This window comes from Streptomyces sp. NPDC057249 (assembly GCF_042669245.1).
Lineage (GTDB): Bacteria > Actinomycetota > Actinomycetes > Streptomycetales > Streptomycetaceae > Streptomyces.
Genome location: NZ_JBHUXS010000009.1, coordinates 138,494 through 155,147 on the forward strand (window position 1 = coordinate 138,494; position 16,654 = coordinate 155,147).

General features: G+C 73.5%; 17 protein-coding genes. 7 read left to right on the plus strand and 10 right to left on the minus strand.

Annotated elements, in window-relative coordinates:
* Positions 1-133: 133 nt before the first annotated feature.
* From ACFUJY_RS18740 to ACFUJY_RS18755, 4 genes are all read right to left on the minus strand, one after another.
* Positions 134-2,233, minus strand: coding sequence for a xanthine dehydrogenase family protein molybdopterin-binding subunit (locus ACFUJY_RS18740; protein ID WP_383300575.1), 2,100 nt, complete (start codon positions 2,231-2,233; stop codon positions 134-136).
* Positions 2,234-2,251: 18 nt separating this feature from the next.
* Entirely contained in the window at positions 2,252-3,238 is a 987-nt protein-coding gene (locus tag ACFUJY_RS18745; RefSeq protein WP_383300578.1) for an FAD binding domain-containing protein, read from the minus strand.
* Positions 3,235-3,807: a 2Fe-2S iron-sulfur cluster-binding protein gene (locus tag ACFUJY_RS18750; RefSeq protein WP_383300581.1), complete on the minus strand. Its 573-nt coding sequence runs from the start codon at positions 3,805-3,807 to the stop codon at positions 3,235-3,237. The genes ACFUJY_RS18745 and ACFUJY_RS18750 overlap by 4 nt, the downstream gene beginning before the upstream one ends.
* 94 nt (positions 3,808-3,901) lie before the next feature.
* Positions 3,902-4,291 (minus strand): hypothetical protein, encoded by a 390-nt coding sequence (locus tag ACFUJY_RS18755; protein WP_383300583.1) that lies wholly within the window; start codon positions 4,289-4,291, stop codon positions 3,902-3,904.
* A 207-nt stretch (positions 4,292-4,498) separates the two neighbouring features.
* Between ACFUJY_RS18755 and ACFUJY_RS18760 the strand changes: the two genes are divergently transcribed.
* Together ACFUJY_RS18760 and ACFUJY_RS18765 are read left to right on the plus strand one after the other, a co-directional pair.
* Positions 4,499-4,831: a DUF6479 family protein gene (locus tag ACFUJY_RS18760; RefSeq protein ID WP_383300586.1), complete on the plus strand. Its 333-nt coding sequence runs from the start codon at positions 4,499-4,501 to the stop codon at positions 4,829-4,831.
* Positions 4,832-4,965: 134 nt separating this feature from the next.
* Positions 4,966-5,793: a VOC family protein gene (locus ACFUJY_RS18765; protein ID WP_383300588.1), complete on the plus strand. Its 828-nt coding sequence runs from the start codon at positions 4,966-4,968 to the stop codon at positions 5,791-5,793.
* 10 nt (positions 5,794-5,803) lie between these two features.
* Here ACFUJY_RS18765 and ACFUJY_RS18770 read toward each other — a convergent pair whose 3' ends face one another.
* Positions 5,804-6,295, minus strand: a complete 492-nt coding sequence (locus ACFUJY_RS18770; protein ID WP_383300591.1) for a GNAT family N-acetyltransferase — start codon at positions 6,293-6,295, stop codon at positions 5,804-5,806.
* 45 nt (positions 6,296-6,340) lie between these two features.
* Positions 6,341-6,745, minus strand: a complete 405-nt coding sequence (locus ACFUJY_RS18775; protein WP_383300593.1) for a DUF1992 domain-containing protein — start codon at positions 6,743-6,745, stop codon at positions 6,341-6,343.
* Positions 6,746-6,961: 216 nt separating this feature from the next.
* Between ACFUJY_RS18775 and ACFUJY_RS18780 the strand changes: the two genes are divergently transcribed.
* On the plus strand, positions 6,962-7,549 hold the full coding sequence (locus ACFUJY_RS18780; protein ID WP_383300596.1) for a hypothetical protein: 588 nt from the start codon (positions 6,962-6,964) through the stop codon (positions 7,547-7,549).
* Entirely contained in the window at positions 7,546-8,067 is a 522-nt protein-coding gene (locus ACFUJY_RS18785; protein WP_383300598.1) for a hypothetical protein, read from the plus strand. Before ACFUJY_RS18780 ends, ACFUJY_RS18785 begins: the two co-directional genes overlap by 4 nt.
* A 94-nt stretch (positions 8,068-8,161) precedes the next feature.
* Here the strand turns inward: ACFUJY_RS18785 and ACFUJY_RS18790 are convergent, their stop codons facing one another.
* From ACFUJY_RS18790 to ACFUJY_RS18800, 3 genes are all read right to left on the minus strand, one after another.
* Positions 8,162-8,965, minus strand: a complete 804-nt coding sequence (locus ACFUJY_RS18790; protein ID WP_383300601.1) for a tyrosine-protein phosphatase — start codon at positions 8,963-8,965, stop codon at positions 8,162-8,164.
* Positions 8,966-9,184: 219 nt separating this feature from the next.
* Positions 9,185-9,472: an SHOCT domain-containing protein gene (locus ACFUJY_RS18795; RefSeq protein WP_383301044.1), complete on the minus strand. Its 288-nt coding sequence runs from the start codon at positions 9,470-9,472 to the stop codon at positions 9,185-9,187.
* Between the two features lie 50 nt (positions 9,473-9,522).
* Positions 9,523-9,951, minus strand: coding sequence for a DUF6325 family protein (locus ACFUJY_RS18800; protein ID WP_383300603.1), 429 nt, complete (start codon positions 9,949-9,951; stop codon positions 9,523-9,525).
* 194 nt (positions 9,952-10,145) lie between these two features.
* Here ACFUJY_RS18800 and mutA point away from each other — a divergent pair, with 194 nt between their 5' ends.
* Genes mutA through meaB form a run of 3 tightly spaced genes read left to right on the plus strand, consistent with a single transcriptional unit; the run spans position 10,146 to position 15,213 of the window.
* Positions 10,146-12,002 carry a methylmalonyl-CoA mutase small subunit gene (mutA, locus tag ACFUJY_RS18805; RefSeq protein ID WP_383300605.1) on the plus strand — a complete coding sequence of 619 codons (1,857 nt, stop codon included), beginning with the start codon at positions 10,146-10,148 and terminating at the stop codon, positions 12,000-12,002.
* A complete protein-coding gene (gene scpA / locus ACFUJY_RS18810; protein ID WP_383300608.1) occupies positions 12,002-14,203 on the plus strand; it encodes a methylmalonyl-CoA mutase in 2,202 nt (733 codons plus the stop codon). Before mutA ends, scpA begins: the two co-directional genes overlap by 1 nt.
* A gap of 11 nt (positions 14,204-14,214) precedes the next feature.
* Positions 14,215-15,213, plus strand: a complete 999-nt coding sequence (gene meaB, locus ACFUJY_RS18815) for a methylmalonyl Co-A mutase-associated GTPase MeaB (protein WP_383300610.1) — start codon at positions 14,215-14,217, stop codon at positions 15,211-15,213.
* A 24-nt stretch (positions 15,214-15,237) separates the two neighbouring features.
* Here meaB and ACFUJY_RS18820 read toward each other — a convergent pair whose 3' ends face one another.
* On the minus strand, positions 15,238-16,599 hold the full coding sequence (locus tag ACFUJY_RS18820; RefSeq protein ID WP_383300613.1) for an NAD(P)/FAD-dependent oxidoreductase: 1,362 nt from the start codon (positions 16,597-16,599) through the stop codon (positions 15,238-15,240).
* Positions 16,600-16,654: the final 55 nt, after the last annotated feature.

The window sequence follows — 16,654 nt, forward strand, 5'->3', positions numbered from 1 at the left end:
TACGAAGAGTGAGCAGATGTCTCTTCTGGGTCACTCCACAGGGTGACCCGGCTGGGCCGGTCGCGCAACATATCGGGCCGCGCACCCCGGGTGACCGGCGCTTTCGCGCGGGCGGGGGATGCGCGGCCGGAGATCAGGCCAGGTGGGTGAGCACCCGGTCGGGTGTGAGGGGCAGAGTGCGCACGCGGGCTCCGGTGGCGTGCCGGAAGGCGTTCCCGACGGCCGCGGCGGCGCCGACGATGCCGATCTCGCCGATGCCCTTGCTGCCCATGGGATTGAGGTGCGGGTCGTCCTCCTCGATCCAGTGCGCGTCGACGGCGGCCACGTCGGCGCAGACGGGGACGTGGTACGAGGCGAGGTCGCACTCGGTGAAGTCGCCGAACACCGGGTCCAGGGTGGAGCCCTCGGTCAGGGCCATCCCGATGCCCATGATCATGCCGCCGACGAACTGGGAGCGGGCGGTACGGGAGTTGAGGATGCGGCCGGCCGCGAAGACGCCGAGCATGCGGCGAACCCGGACCTCTCCGGTACGGGTGTCGACGGCGACCTCGGCGAAGTGCGCGCCGAAGGCGTGGCGCGCGTACGGGGACTTCTCGGCGGTCTCCTCGGTGGTGTCGGCGGTGACGGTCACCCCTTCGGCGGGCAGCGGCCCGCCGCGTGCGGCGAGCCGTTCGGCGAGCGTGGCGGCGGCCTTGTGCACGGCCCAGCCCCAGGAGGCGGTGCCGGACGAGCCGCCGGCCAGCGGGGCGTCGGGCAGGTCGCTGTCGCCGATGTCGATGGCCACGTCGTCCAGCGGTGCGCCCAGCGCCTCGGCGGCGATCTGCGCGAGGACGGTGCGGGCGCCGGTGCCGATGTCCGTGGCGTTGACGGCGATGCGGTAGGTGCCGTCGGGGGCGGCGTGCGCCGAGGCGTGGCTGGCGCTCGCGTAGACGGGGTACGTCGCCGAGGCGACGCCCGTGCCGAGCAGCAGGGCGCCCTCGCGGCGGGTGCCGGGGGCCGGGTCGCGCCGGGACCAGCCGAAGCGTTCGGCGCCCTCGCGCAGGCAGGCGGCCAGGCCGCGGCTGCTGAAGGGCTTGCCGGAGTCGGGTTCGTCGGCCGGGTCGTTGCGCAGCCGCAGCTCGACGGGGTCGACGCCGAGTTCCGCCGCGAGTTCGTCCATGGCGGATTCGAGGGCGTACATGCCGGGGCACTCGCCCGGGGCGCGCATCCAGGACGGGCTGGGCACGTTCAGGGCGGTGACGCGGTGGGTGGTGCGGCTGTGCGGTGAGCCGTACATGACGCGGGCGGGTACGGCGGCCTGCTCCACGAACTCCTTGACCTCGGAGGTGTGGGTGATGATCTCCTGGGCGACCGAGGTGAGCGTGCCGCCGGCGTCGGCGCCGAGCCTGACGCGCTGCACGGTGGGCGCGCGGTGTCCGACGAGCGCGGGCATCTGCCGCCTGGGCAGCGCGAGTTCCACGGGGTGGCCGGTGTGCAGGGCGGCCATGGCGGCGAGCACCGCCTGCGGGCGCGGGGTGCCCTTGGAGCCGAAGCCGCCGCCGACGTGCTCGGACACGGCGGTGACCCGGTCGGTCGCGATCCCGAAGGCGGCGGCGAGGCTGTCGCGCACCTTGGTGGCGCCCTGGCTGGAGTCGTACACGGTCAGGTGCCCCGCGGGCGACCAGTGGGCGGTCGAGGCGTGCGGCTCCATGGGGTGGTTGTGCAGTGGCTCCAGGGTGTACGTGACGTCGACGCGTACGGGTGACGCCTCGAAGGCCCGGTCGAAGTCGCCGCGTTCCCGGACCGCGGGGTAGCCGCCGTTGGCCTGTTCCGGGGTGTAGAGGCCGGGGTGGTCCTCGGTGAGCAGGACGTCGTGCGGGGTGGTCTCGTACGTGATGTGGAGGGCGTCGGCTCCGGCCCGGGCGCTCGCGAGGCTGTCGGCGACGACGAGCGCGACGGGCCAGCCCCGGTGGGGCACCCGGTCGTCCTGGAGGACGGCGAGGATGGGGTCGTCCGGCTCGGCCAGGCGCGGCGCGTTGTCGTGGGTGAGGACGGAGTGGACGCCGGGGTGGGCGAGGGCGTCGACGGTGCGGACGGCCGTGACCCGGCCGGACGGCACGGTGGCGGGCACCGGCCAGGCGTACAGGCAGCCGGGCAGGCCGCGTTCGGCGGCGTAGCGCGCGGCGCCGGTCACCTTGGCGCGGCCCTCGCGGCGGACGGCGGGCGCGCCGAGCGGCTGGGGGGCATGGCTCATGGCGGAATCCTCGGCTCTTCAGGTGCGGGCGGTGAGTGCGGCGAGGGCGTCGACGGCCAGGTGCCGGGCCAGGCGGACCTTGAACGCGTTGTCGCGCAGCGGGCGGGCCCGGGCCAGTTCGGCGTCGGCGGCCCGCAGGTACGTCGCGTCGGTGGCGGGTGCGCCGCGCAGGATCTCCTCGGCGGTGCGGGCCCGCCAGGGGCGGTGGGCGAGTCCGCCGAACGCGAGGGCGGCGTGCTCGACGTGCCCGTCGCGTACGCGCAGCACGGCGGCGACGGAGGCCAGGGCGAAGGCGTAGGAGGCGCGGTCGCGGGCCTTGCGGTAGAGGCAGACCGTGCCGTCGGCCAGGGGTGGCAGCAGCACTTCGGTGATGAGCTCGCCGGGCCGGACGACGGTGTCGGCGTCGGGGTTGTCGCCGGGCAGCCGGTGGAAGTCGGTCACCGCGACGGTCCGTCGGCCCTCCGGTCCGTGCAGCACGACCTCCGCGTCGAGCGCGGCGAGGGCCACGGCCATGTCGGAGGGGTGGGTGGCCACGCACTCCTCGGAGTGCCCGATGACGGCGAGGTCGCGGTGGTTGCCCTCGACGGCGGGGCATCCGGTGCCGGGTTCGCGCTTGTTGCAGGGCTTGGACGTGTCCTGGAAGTAGGGGCAGCGGGTGCGCTGGAGGAGGTTGCCGCCGGTGGTCGCGATGTTGCGGAGCTGGCCGGACGCGCCGGCCAGCAGCGCCTGCGACAGGGCGGGGTAGCGGGTGCGTACGGCGGGGTGGGCGGCCAGGTCGCTGTTGCGTACCGTGGCGCCGATGCGCAGGCCCCCGTCGGCGGTGTCGGTGATCTGGTCGAGCGGCAGCCGGCTGACGTCGACCAGCATGCCGGGGGTCTCCACGCCGAGCTTCATCAGGTCGACCAGGTTGGTGCCGCCGCCGAGGAACTTGGCGCCCGGGTGGGCGGCGCAGGCGCGTACCGCGTCGGTGACGGTCTCGGCGCGCAGGTAGGCGAAGGGTTTCACGACGCCACGTCCTCGATGGCTTCGACGATCCGCGGGTAGGCGCCGCACCGGCAGAGGTTGCCGCTCATCCGCTCCCGGATCTCGTCCGGGCCGAGCCGGGCGGGGGTGGCGACGGGGGCGTCGTGCGGGGTGACGTGGGAGGGGTGGCCCTGGCCGGCCTCGGCGAGGACGCCGGCGGCGGAGCAGAGCTGGCCCGGGGTGCAGTAGCCGCACTGGAAGGCGTCGCGGTCCAGGAACGCCTCCTGGAGCGGGTGCAGCCGGTCGCCGTCCGCCAGGCCCTCGACCGTGGTGATGCGGGAGCCGTCGTGGGCGACGGCCAGCAGGAGGCAGCTGTTGGCGCGGCGGCCGTCCACGAGGACGGTGCAGGCGCCGCACTGCCCGTGGTCGCAGCCCTTCTTCGCCCCGGTGAGGTCCAGGTGGTGGCGCAGGGCGTCCAGGAGGGTGGTGCGGTGGTCGAGGGTGAGGGTGCGCTCGGTGCCGTTGATGTGCAGGGTCAGGGTGGCGGAGGGAAGGTCGCCGGGCGCCGGCGATTCGGCGGCGCCGCCCTCCCACGAACTGGTCGGGTCCACGCGCGACACCTTTCGACGAAGTCACTTTTGTCCGATTTCTACCAGATGTGGGCGGCGCCTCGGACCCCTCGCGCCCCCGCACGGGGCGTTCGGCCTACTTGTTCTCCAGGCGCAGCCGGACCTCCTCCTCCTGGTCGCCCGACACGGTGCCCACCACCCGGACGGCGAAGGCGTCGGCCAGTCCGCCCCGGAGCCGGTCCACGGCGTGGTAGCCGCCCTGCACGTCGAGCGTGACGGGGGCACCGAGCGCCACGGACCCCGAGACCACCCGGGCCTCGGACACGTCGACGGTCGCGGCCCACGCGGTGGGCCGCCGGCCCGCGGTCTCCTGGGGCACGTCGGCCGAGGAGCGGTCGGTGGTGAAGGCGGCCCTCAGCACGTCGAAGACGGTGCGCGCGTCGTCCTCGGGGCACTCGCTGAGGACGACCGACACCTCCTGGTCGTGGTGGTCGGTGGTCTGTCGCTTGTCCTGTGCGCTGTTCACCGCGGGTCCTTCCGTAGGGGTGTTGCCGTACTGTCCAGGCTGACCCCGCGCACGGTCGGCTGCGACAGGAGCGGCCCGGACTCCCCCGCGTGCCCGGTGTCGCGGGGGCTCACACCGCTCGAAACATTTTCGGCGCCCATATCCACTTAAAACATGAATTCGATCGCCGTCCCGAGTGACGCCTGTGTCCTGGGGTATCCGGCAAGCATGGACGTTTCGGATGGAGCCCTGAATTCCCTGGCGGTCACCCTCGCGGACGGACGCGGTGCGACGGGCGTCGTGATGGGCGTGATCGGCGTGCTCCTGGTGATCATGCTGATCGGCGCCTTCCTGCTGGGCAAGCGACGGCACGACCAGGAACTGCCCCCGCCCCGGCCGGACGAGCAGCCGGTCGGCCCCGAGCACCGCAGCCACGAGGAGAAGCCGGACGTCCACGGCGACGACCGCTTCCCGGAGGACGGCCGCGGCCTGTCCCCGTACGAGCTCGGTGAGCACGGCAACGAGCCGATCCGCCACGAGGACGACGACAAGCGCGACTGACCGGTCCCCGCTCGGGGGACCGGGGGCGGGTGGCGGCGTCGCGTTTGCGGGAGCGGCTGCCCCCGGCCAGGCTGGGTGGCGGTCCCGAAGCCCGTCGGCACATCTGCCGCACCCCCCATGAAGGCAGTGGCACCATGACCCCAAGCACCTCCGGCACGGCGCCCGCGCGTGCGGCCCTGACCGGGTCCGCCGCTCCCTGCTGGGTCAATCTGATGACCCGCGATCTGAAGGCCGCCCAGCAGTTCTACGGCCCGGTGATGGGCTGGAGCTTCCGCCCGGGCAGGCTCGGCGACGAGTTCTCGGTGGCCCGCCGCGGCGATGTGCCGGTCGCCGGCATCGGGGCCGTGGCCACCGCCTTCCGGGTCGCGGTGGCCTGGACGCCCTACTTCGCCGTCCGCGACGCCGATGTGGCGGCCTCCCGCATCCGGGAGCGCAGCGGCACGGTCGCGGTGGGCCCGCTGACACTGGGCAAGGGGCGCGGAGCGCTGGCCGCCGACCGGGACGGCGCCGGATTCGGCATCTGGGAGCGGACCGCGCCGGCGACGTCGCCGCCCGCCCCGGACGGCCACGCACACGCCTGGCTGCGGCTGCGCACCCGGAGCGCCTTCGACGCCGCGATCTTCTACGGCGAGGTGCTGGACTGGGCGAGCGGGCAGCCGGGGGCCTGCGAGGTGTCGTACGCGAAGGACGAGGTGATCGTCCAGTGCGGGGGCCGCCAGCTCGCCCGGATCAGCTCCGGCGCGGTGGAGGCCGCCCCCGATCCGCTGGTACGCCCGCACTGGCAGGTCAACTTCCCGGTGGACGACGTGACCCGCGCCGTGGAGCGGGCCCGCGAGCACGGGGGCTCTCTGGTGGAGGAGCTGACGCGCCCCGAGGGCCGGGAGGCGACGCTCCTGGACCCGGACGGCGGGCTCTTCACCGTCACGGACGTCCACCGGGCGTCGGACGCCGACGCCGCCTGACCGGCCCGGTTCAGGCGACCGGCAGCAGCAGCTCGGGCCGGTCCCACATCACGGCGGGCGGCGCGGCCCGTACGGTGCCGGTCCGCTCCGCGCCCATGGTCAGGTAGAACCCCTCGGCGGGCGGATGCGAGACGACGCGGACGCCGGGCAGCCCCCGCGCCTCCGCCTCCGCCCGCAGGTGGCCGATCAGCAGGCGCCCGGTGCCGGTGCCCTGGGCGTCGTCCGCGACGAACAGCAGGTCCAGTTCGGGCGGGTCCAGGACGAGCGCGTAGAAGCCGAGCACCCGGTCCGTCGCCTCCCGCACGGCCACGAAGACCTCATGGGCCTCGATGTAGTCCGGTCCCACCCGGTACCCGGCGACCATCGGCGCGTAGGGGCCCTCGTAGGCGCGTGAGGACCGGACCAGCCGGGTGAGGCGCTTGGCGTCCCGCGCGGTCGCCCGCCTGACGCGGACCGGGCCGCCGGATGCCCGGCGGCCCGTCGGCGTAACGCTTGATCTCATGCGGCGAGTATTACGCATCCCCTCCGGGGAGCGGCCGGGGCCCCTTCAGGAGGCGGCGCGTCCGGTGCGCCACTCCGCCACTAGGGCGTCCACGTCGAACGGGCGCAGGTTCAGCAGGGGACCCGGCGGGGGCCTGCGGACGGCCTCGCGGATCTTGTCGTTCACCTCGGTCAGCACCCGGCGCACCTCCGCCTCCGTCCGGATCTCCGGCAGGCGGGCGACGACGTCCTCGGCCTCCTTGCGGAGCGCCAGCGCCGGCGGAAGCACCGAGACCCCTTCGCGCTGCATCTTCGACTTGATCCACCACGCCTCGTCGTACGGGGCGCTCAGCGCCTCGATCGGCTTCCCGAACCCGGGCAGCTTCGAGACGTCGCCCTTCCGTTCGGACTCCCGGATCTGCTGGTCCACCCATGATTCGAAGCTCACGCCCGCGGGTTTGCGCTCGGTCACCGTGATCCCCTCTCGGAGTACGCCTGCTGCGGCGTGCTCCACCCTACCGAGGCGCCCGGCGACGCCGGTCGGACAGCAGAGGGCGCGCGCACCGCGTCTCGAACGCGTCCGCGGGGGTACACGAGCGTCACGCCCGGCCGGGACGGAGCCGGGCGACGAACCGAAAGGGATGGTGGGAGTGGAACACAGCGACCTGCGGACCGGCTACCGCCGGGGGTGGTGACGATGACGACCCTCGTGATCATCCTCGCGGTCGTCGTGGTGGTGGCCGCCGGACTGTTCCTCGTCCTCGGCCGGAGGAACGGCGGCCACGGGCTGCGGCGGCGTTTCGGACCCGAGTACGAGCGTGCCGTGGCCCGGCACGACGGCGACACGAAGGCCGCCGAACACGAACTGAACGAACGGCTGAAGCGGCACGGCTCGCTGGACGAGCGTGCGCTGACGCCCGAGGAGCGGGAGCGGTACCTCGCCCGCTGGGCGCGGGTCCAGGACCGGTTCGTCGACGCGCCGCGGCAGGCGGTGGCCGAGGCCGACACGCTCCTCGCGGAGCTGGCCCGGGACATGGGCTTCCCGGACGGCAAGGACTTCGACGAGCAGAGCGACGCGCTCTCCGTCCACCACGCCGAGCACGTCCACGGCTACCGGCGGGTGCACGCCGCCAAGCGCGGCGAGGGCGACACGGAGCAGCTGCGCACCGCGCTCGTCGAGGCCCGGGGCCTCTTCGACGTCCTCGTATCGAACGGCACGGACCGCCCGGTCCGCCGGGACGAGCACCACCACGCGGAAGGAAGTGGCACGGCATGACCAAGGACACCGACCCCACCGCGCGGCCCACGGCCGCTCCCACGAGCCGGCCGGTCCTCGGGGACCCGGCCGCCGGAACCGGCACCCCGCACTTCTCGGACGACGCCTCGGCCCGTCCGCCCCGGACCGCGCCCTCCACTCCCCCGGCCGCCGCGCCCGTCCCGCTGTCCGAGAAGCACCTCGGGCACAAGGACGCGGGCGGTACGGACCGGGCGCACACCGCGCACACCGCGCACGACGGGGCCGACCGCCTGCTCCCGGCCGGCGACCAGGACCGGCTGGCCCATCGGCTGCACCAGGCGGTGACCGACTTCGTGGAGAGCCCGCACCGGGCGGTGGAAGAGGCCGAGTCCACGTTCGACGCGGTGGTCGCCGGCCTCACCGAAGCGCTCAAGGAGCGCCGCAGCACCCTGCACGTCGGCGAACGGGACGGCGGCGAGCCCGGAGCCCGGACCGAGGAGCTGCGGATCACGCTCCAGCATTACCGCGACCTCACCGAACGGCTCCTGAAGGTCTGACACGACGCCCGGGGGCAGGTCGCTCCGAGACGGGGATCGCCCCGGCACCGCGTGTGCCGGGGCGACGCGCTGTGCGGGGACGGTGCCGTGCGCCCTACGGACCGGTGTAGACGACCAGTTCGCTGCGCAGGCGTCGCAGCGTGGGGCCGGGGACGCGCAGGCAGTCGCGCACGTAGCCGTCCAGGCCGCCCCAGCGTTCGTCCATGGCGGCCAGGGCCGTTTCCAGGTAGCGGGGGCGGACCTCGATGATCGCCGAGGCGATCTCCGGGTCGCCGCCCGCGTCGAGGAAGCCCTGCACGTACGGGCGTCCGACGATCCGCAGCACCGGGTTCACGGCGACGAACTCCTGCCGCACCACGTCGCGCGAGGCGCCGAGGATGAGGAGCAGCAGGGCGGCCCCCCAGCCGGCGCGGTCCTTGCCGGTGGCGCAGTGGAAGAGCACCGGCCGCGCGGCGGGGTCGGCGGCCGTGTCGATGAAGGCGCGGTACGCGGCCGCGGCCCCCGGCGAGAGCACCAGTTGCCGGTAAGACCGCGCGACCGCTTCCTCGGCCTTGCCGCCGCCCAGCAGCCGCTCGGCCTCGACGGGGTCGGCGAGCAGCGCGCGGAACCGTGCGGGCGTCACACCCGGGTTGTCACCCAGCACGTCGGCGACGAAGAGCCGGGCGCCCGGCGGCAGCGCGTCGGGGGCCGAGCCCCGCTCGTCGGCGGTGCGCAGGTCGACGACCGTGCGGATGCCGAGCGCGGCCACGGCCGCGGCGTCCACCGGGTCCAGGCCGCCGAGCCGGCCGGAGCGCAGCACCACGCCCGGCCGGACCTGCCGGCCCGGGCCCAGCGTGATGCCGCCGAGATCGCGCAGATTGAGGGCGGAGACGGTCGGGACGGCCCTGACGGTTTGCACGATGGATTTCCTCTTTTCCCGGCGCGCATCCGAAATGATTTCGGCCTGGCCGGATCAAAAGTCGCATGATGTCGTCACATCGACAAAGTAAAACGCCGGGGATCATCGATCGGCCGCGCGGGCAGGCGGGAGCCGCGCGAAGCGGTCTCCCGCGGGCGCCGACACCTCGCGCGCGGGCGGAAGCGGGGTGACGGGGCGGGTGCCCCGCTCCCCCTGGTCTCACCCGGCCAGCAGGCGCGCCTTCTGGGCCTCGAATTCGGCCTCCGTCAGGATGCCCTGCTGCTTCAGCGCGGCCAGCCGCTCCAGCTGCCCGATCAGGTCCTCGCCGGGCGCGGCGGGCCGCGGAGCGGGCGGAGGCGGCTGCTGGGCGGCGTACTGCTCCGCCTCCTGCTGCGCGAACCTGGCCTGCTGGCGCTGCTGGACCCGCCCGGAGACGGCGGACGCGGTGCCGGCGACGACGGCCGTACGCGCGGCGGCCCCGATGAGGCCGGGTCCGCGGCGGTTCATTCCGGGTGCTCGGAAGATCGGCATGGCGTGTTCCCCTTCCGGTGCGGGCGTCAGCCGGCGTGACCGGCGGCGGAGGCGGCGGCCTCCGCGACCGCGGCCGGAATCCGTTCGTGGGCGATGACCTGTCCGCCCGATGCCCGGACCGCCTCGGTCAACGGGACGGCCCACAGGTCCTCCCACACGATCAGGGCGGCGGAGCTCCCCGGCGGCACGCGCTCGCCGAGCAGCCGGATGTCCTCACTGCTCAGCATGCCGCTGACCTCGCCCTCGACCGGCTCGAAGGAGACCAGGTCGTCGGGGTCCAGATCATCCAGCTCGACGGCCTGGACGGTGCCGTCCTCGGCCCTCTGCACGAAGGTCAGATCGAGGATGCGCACCGCCTTCGAGGCGACCGCGTCGGCCAGCGCCGGCGCGATGGCGCCGGTGAACCGGCTGCCGGGAAAGGCGACGACGAGGTATTCCACTGGTCCCACGGTCACGGGCGCGTCCTCTCCGCATGAATGGATCGTGAGCAGCATAACTTTGGGCAATCCGTGACGCACCATGGCAGAACAGCACACAACGGCAGGAGCAGCTACGCGACAGTACGTAAAGGATCAAGTGCGCTGGGGGAGGGCAAGGTCACAGGCCGACGCACTGCTCCTCCCCCGGGAGCTGTCCTAGCATCTGGGCCATGACGGTCCAGCCTGCTGACGGGCTTCCGCTGGCCGCCGGATTCCCCGACCCCGCCCATGAGCAGTGGCAGAGCCTTGTCGAAGGCGTGCTGCGCAAATCGGGCAAGGACGTGTCGGGACCGGCCGCCGAGGAAGCACTGTCCACCACGGTGGAGGACGGGCTCATCACCCGGCCCCTCTACACCCAGCGCGACGACGCGCCCGATGCCGGTCTCCCGGGCTTCGCCCCGTTCACCCGCGGCAGCAAGCCCGAAGGGTGTACGGCGGGCGGCTGGGGCGTACGGCAACGGCACGCGTTCACCGACCCCGCCCGGCTCAACGAGGCCGTGCTCGCGGACCTGGAGAACGGCGTCACCTCGCTGTGGCTGGCCGTCGGCGGCACCGGCGGTGTGCCGGTCTCCGGTCTGGAGCGGGCACTCGACGGCGTCCTGCTCGACCTGGCGCCCATCGTCCTGGACGCGGGCGCGGAACTGGACGCCGCGGCGGCCGAATTGCTGCGGCTGCACGCGGAGCGCGGTGTCCCGGCCGGGCAGGTACGGGGCAGCCTCGGCGCCGATCCGCTGGGGCGGGCCGCGCGCGAGGGCACCGAGCCCGACCTGGCGGAGGCCGTCCGCTGGGCGCTGCGGTGCGCCGAGGAGTTCCCCGGGCTGCGCGCGGTCGTCGTGGACGCGATGCCGTACCACGAGGCGGGCGGTTCGGCGGCCCAGGAGCTGGGCGCGTCGCTGGCCACGGGCGTCGCCTATCTCCGGGCGCTGACCGAGGCCGGGCTCGGCGTCGAAGCGGCGTTCGGACAGCTGGAGTTCCGGTACGCGGCGACCGCCGACCAGTTCCTGACCATCGCGAAGGCGCGGGCCGCGCGCCGGCTGTGGGCCCGGGTCGCCGAGGTCTGCGGGGCCCCGGGCGCCGGGGCGCAGCGGCAGCACGCGGTGACGTCGCCGGTGATGATGACGCGGCGCGATCCGTGGGTGAACATGCTGCGGACCACCCTCGCGAGCCTCGGGGCGGGCGTCGGCGGGGCCGACGCGGTGACCGTGCTGCCGTTCGATCACGCGCTGGGCCTGCCCGACGCGTTCGCCCGGCGCATCGCGCGCAACACCTCCACGATCCTGTTGGAGGAGTCGCACCTGGCCCGGGTCATCGACCCGGCGGGCGGTTCCTGGTACGTGGAGCGGCTGACCGACGAACTCGCGGAAGCGGCCTGGTCGTTCTTCCAGGAGATCGAGCGGGCGGGCGGCCAGGCGGCCGCGCTGGGCTCGGGCCTCGTCGGGGAACGGATCGCGGCGACCTGGGCGGAGCGCGGCAAGGACCTGGCCCGGCGCAAGGAGCCGGTGACCGGGGTGAGCGAGTTCCCGCTGCTGGCCGAGCGCCCGGTGGAGCGCGAGCCGTTCCCGACGGCCCCGGCGCGGGGCGGCCTTCCGGTCGTCCGGCGCGACGAGGCGTTCGAGGCGCTGCGGGTCCGCTCGGACGCCCATCTCGCGGCGACCGGCGCGCGGCCCCGGGTGTTCCTGGCCGCGCTCGGCCCGGCGGCGGTCCACACCGCGCGGGTCTCCTTCGCCGCGAACCTGTTCCAGGCGGGCGGCGTCGAGCCGGTGCACGAGCCGGTGCGGGTGGACGCGTCCACGGTGGCCGGGGAGTTCGCCGCCTCGGGGGCGGACGTGGCGTGCCTGTGCTCCAGCGACGCGCTCTACGCCGAACAGGCGGCGGAGGTCGCCGCGGCGCTGGTCGCGGCGGGTGCGCGACGCGTGTACCTGGCGGGGCGGCCCGGCGCGTACGACGGTGTCGACGAGTACGTCTTCGCCGGCTGCGACGCGGTGGCCGTGCTCTCTTCCCTTCTCGACCGGATGGGTGTGGCGTAATGCGTATCCCCGACTTCTCCGACATCGGGCTCGGGCCGGGCGGCGCCCCCGAGGGCACCGAGGACCAGTGGCGCGCCGCGGTCAAGGAGTCCTCCGGCAGCTCGGCCGGCGACCTGCTGTGGGAGACCCCCGAAGGCATCACGGTCAAGCCGCTGTACACCGGGCGCGATCTGGAAGGGCTCGACTTCCTCGGTACGTACCCGGGGATCGCGCCGTATCTGCGCGGTCCGTACCCGACGATGTACGTGAACCAGCCCTGGACGATCCGGCAGTACGCGGGTTTCTCGACGGCCGAGGAGTCGAACGCGTTCTACCGGCGCAACCTGGCGGCCGGTCAGAAGGGCCTGTCGGTCGCCTTCGACCTGCCGACGCACCGCGGTTACGACAGCGACCACCCGAGGGTGACTGGCGATGTCGGCATGGCGGGTGTGGCGATCGACTCGATCTACGACATGCGTCAGCTGTTCGACGGCATCCCGCTGGACCGGATGTCGGTGTCGATGACGATGAACGGCGCGGTGCTGCCGGTCCTCGCGCTGTACATCGTGGCCGCCGAGGAGCAGGGCGTACCGCCGGAGAAGCTGGCCGGGACCATTCAGAACGACATTCTGAAGGAGTTCATGGTCCGCAACACCTACATCTATCCGCCGAAGCCGTCGATGCGGATCATCTCCGACATCTTCTCGTACACCTCGCAGAAGATGCCGCGCTACAACTCGATCTCCATCTCCGGCTATCACATCCAGGAGGCCGGGGCGACGGCCGATCTGGAGCTGGCGTACACCCTGGCGGACGGGGTGGAGTACCTGCGCGCCGGACAGGACGCGGGGCTCGACGTCGACGCGTTCGCGCCCCGGCTGTCCTTCTTCTGGGCGATCGGCATGAACTTCTTCATGGAGATCGCGAAGCTGCGCGCCGCCCGGCTGCTCTGGGCCAAGCTCGTGCAGCAGTTCGAGCCGAAGAACGCCAAGTCGCTGTCGCTGCGCACCCACTCCCAGACGTCCGGCTGGTCGCTGACCGCGCAGGACGTGTTCAACAACGTCACGCGCACCTGTGTGGAGGCGATGGCCGCCACCCAGGGCCACACCCAGTCGCTGCACACCAACGCGCTCGACGAGGCGCTGGCCCTGCCCACCGACTTCTCCGCGCGCATCGCCCGCAACACCCAGCTCCTCCTCCAACAGGAGTCCGGCACCGGCCGGGTCATCGACCCGTGGGGCGGCAGCGCGTACGTGGAGAAGCTGACGTACGACCTGGCGCGGCGGGCCTGGCAGCACATCGAGGAGGTCGAGGCGGCCGGCGGCATGGCGAAGGCGATCGACGCGGGCATCCCGAAGCTCCGCATCGAGGAGGCCGCCGCCCGCACCCAGGCGCGCATCGACTCCGGCCGCCAGCCGGTGATCGGGGTCAACAAGTACCGGGTCGAGACCGACGAGCAGATCGATGTCCTCAAGGTCGACAACTCCTCGGTGCGCGCCCAGCAGATCGAGAAGCTGCGCCGGCTGCGCGAGGAGCGCGACGAGCAGGCGTGCCAGGACGCCCTGCGCGCGCTGACCGCCGCCGCAGAGCGGGACCCCGGCCCCGGCCTGGACGGCAACCTGCTGGCGCTGGCCGTGGACGCGGCCCGCGCGATGGCGACCGTGGGCGAGATCTCGGACGCCCTGGAGAAGGTCTACGGCCGGCACGCGGGCCAGATCCGTACGATCTCCGGTGTGTACCGCAACGAGGCAGGGGAATCGCCGTCCGTGGACCGCACCCGCGCACTGGTCGATGCGTTCGAGGGGGCGGAGGGGCGGCGTCCGCGCATCCTGGTCGCCAAGATGGGCCAGGACGGGCACGACCGCGGCCAGAAGGTGATCGCGACCGCCTTCGCCGACCTGGGCTTCGACGTGGACGTCGGCCCGCTGTTCCAGACGCCGGGCGAGGTCGCCCGGCAGGCGGTCGAGGCGGACGTGCACATCGTGGGCGTCTCGTCGCTGGCCGCCGGCCACCTCACGCTCGTCCCGGCGCTCCGCGAGGAGCTGGCCGCCGAGGGGCGCGAGGACATCATGATCGTGGTGGGCGGGGTGATCCCGCCGCAGGACGTGGACGCGCTGCTCGACGCGGGCGCCGCGGCCGTGTTCCCGCCCGGGACGGTGATCCCGGAGGCGGCCCACGACCTGGTGACGCGGCTCGGGTCTTCGCTCGGCCACGAGCTGTGAGCCGCTGACCGATGGCACCGAGGATCGATCTCGAGAGTTATGTGAAGGGCGTGCTCGACGGGAAGCGCGCGCACATCGCGCGCGCCATCACCCTCGTCGAGTCCACCCGTCCCGACCACCGGGCGCTGGCGCAGGAGCTGCTGCGCCGGCTGCTGCCGCACTCGGGCCACGCCCGGCGCGTCGGCATCAGCGGGGTGCCCGGGGTTGGCAAGTCGACGTTCATCGACGCGCTCGGCACCATGCTCACCGGGCTGGGGCACCGGGTCGCCGTGCTGGCGGTCGACCCGTCGTCCAGCCGGACGGGCGGTTCCATCCTGGGCGACAAGACCCGGATGGAACGGCTGGCGGTGGACCCGGACGCCTTCGTGCGCCCCTCCCCCACCGCCGGCACGCTGGGCGGGGTGGCGAAGGCGACCCGCGAGTCGATCGTGGTGATGGAGGCGGCGGGTTACGACGTGGTGCTGGTGGAGACCGTCGGTGTCGGCCAGTCGGAGACCGCGGTCGCCAACATGGTCGACGCGTTCCTGCTGCTGACCCTGGCGCGTACCGGGGACCAGTTGCAGGGCATCAAGAAGGGTGTCCTGGAGCTCGCGGACGCCATCGCCGTCAACAAGGCGGACGGCCCGCACGAGCGCGACGCGAAGGCCGCGGCCCGTGAACTCGCGGGCGCGCTACGGCTGATGCACCCGGCGGACGCGGCGTGGACGCCGCCCGTCCTGACGTGCAGCGCGCGCGAGTCGACCGGTCTCGACGCGCTGTGGGAGCGGCTGGAACAGCACCGGGCCCTGCTGGAGTCGTCCGGCCGGCTCGCCGCCAAGCGCAGCGAGCAGCAGGTGGACTGGGCCTGGACGATGGTGCGCGACGAACTCCTGGAGAGCCTGCGCGGCCACGCCGGGGTGCGGGCGGTGGCGCCGGACCTGGAGCGCCGGGTGCGGGAGGGGACGCTCCCGGCGACGCTGGCCGCCGAGGAGATCCTTGCCGCGTTCCGCGGGTCCGGCCCGGCGGTCTGAGCGTCCGCCGCCCGCCGCGCCCGGTCACATCCGGGTGTGGAGGGCGGCGGTGTGCTTCCGGACCTGTTCCGGGGTGAGGTAGCTGTCGGTGTATTCGAAGTCCCGCAGCGTCGCCGGTTTGCGCATCTGGAATCCGGTGCGCACGAAGTCGTCGCCGGCGGCGGCGTTGATCAGCCAGTCCGCCATGACGCGGACCTTGGCCACGTTGGTGCGCAGCGCCGACCAGTGGTAGCCGCGCGCCACGGCCTGGGCGGCGATGCCGTGCATCTCGACGCCGAGGGGCTTGGACACGGCGTCCTTGCCACCGAGGTCCACGACGAGCCCGAGGTCCTTGTGGACGTAGGGTTCGAGCGGCCGGCCGCGCAGCTCGGCGAGCAGGTTGTCGGCGAGTTTGCGGCCCTGGCGCAGCGCGTGCTGGGCGGTGGGCGGGCAGACCGCGCCGTCGCCCTTGGCCAGGTCGGGCACGGCGGCCACGTCGCCGAGGGCGAAGATGCCGTCGTGGCCGGGCAGCGTCATCTCGGGCGTGACGGCGAGCCGGCCCTTGACGGTCTCCGCGTCGAAGGTGCCGACCAGCGGGCTGGCGGCGACCCCGGCGGTCCAGATCAGCGTCCGGCAGGGCAGCACCCGGCCGTCGGTGAACGTCACGGTGTCGGGCCCGGCCTCGGCGACGGACACCCCGAGCGACACCTCGATGCCCCGGTCGCGCAGCACCTTGAGGGCGCTGGCGCCCAGCTTGTCGCCCAGCTCGGGCATGAGCTTCGGGGCGATGTCGATCAGGTGCCACTTGACGAGCTTCGGGTCCAGGCGGGGGTAGTGCCGCAGCGCGCTGGTGGTGAGGCGCTGGAGGCAGGCCGCGGTCTCGGTCCCGGCGTACCCGCCGCCGACCACGACGAACTGGAGCCGGGAGGCCCGCTCGGCCTCGTCGTCGCTGGCGTCCGCCAGGTCGAGCTGAGCGATGACGTGGTCGCGTACGTAGGCGGCCTCGGCCAGCGTCTTCATGCCGCGGGCGTGGTCGAGGAGCCCGGGGATGTCGAAGGTCCGGGTGACGCTGCCGGGGCTGAGGACGAGGTGGTCGTACCGCTCGTTGACGATCTCGTCGGTGATCTTGCGGATCACGCACACCTTCGCCTCGGGGTCCACGCCGATCGCGCCGCCGGGAATGATGCGGGTGCGGTGACGGCGGCTGCGGCGCAGCGACAGCGCGACGGACTGCGGGGTCAGCACCCCGGACGCCACCTGGGGCAGCAGGGGCAGGTAGAGCTGGTACGAGAACGGGGCGACGAGCGCGATCTCCGCTTCACCGGGTCGCAGCCCCCGCTCCAGACGGCGTACGCACTCGACCCCGGCGAAACCGGCTCCGACTACGAGAATCCTGGGTCGTGCCACAGTGATCGTCCCTTCTGGGGGTCTGCACGGTCGTCCGTTCGCCTGCCCCGTCACA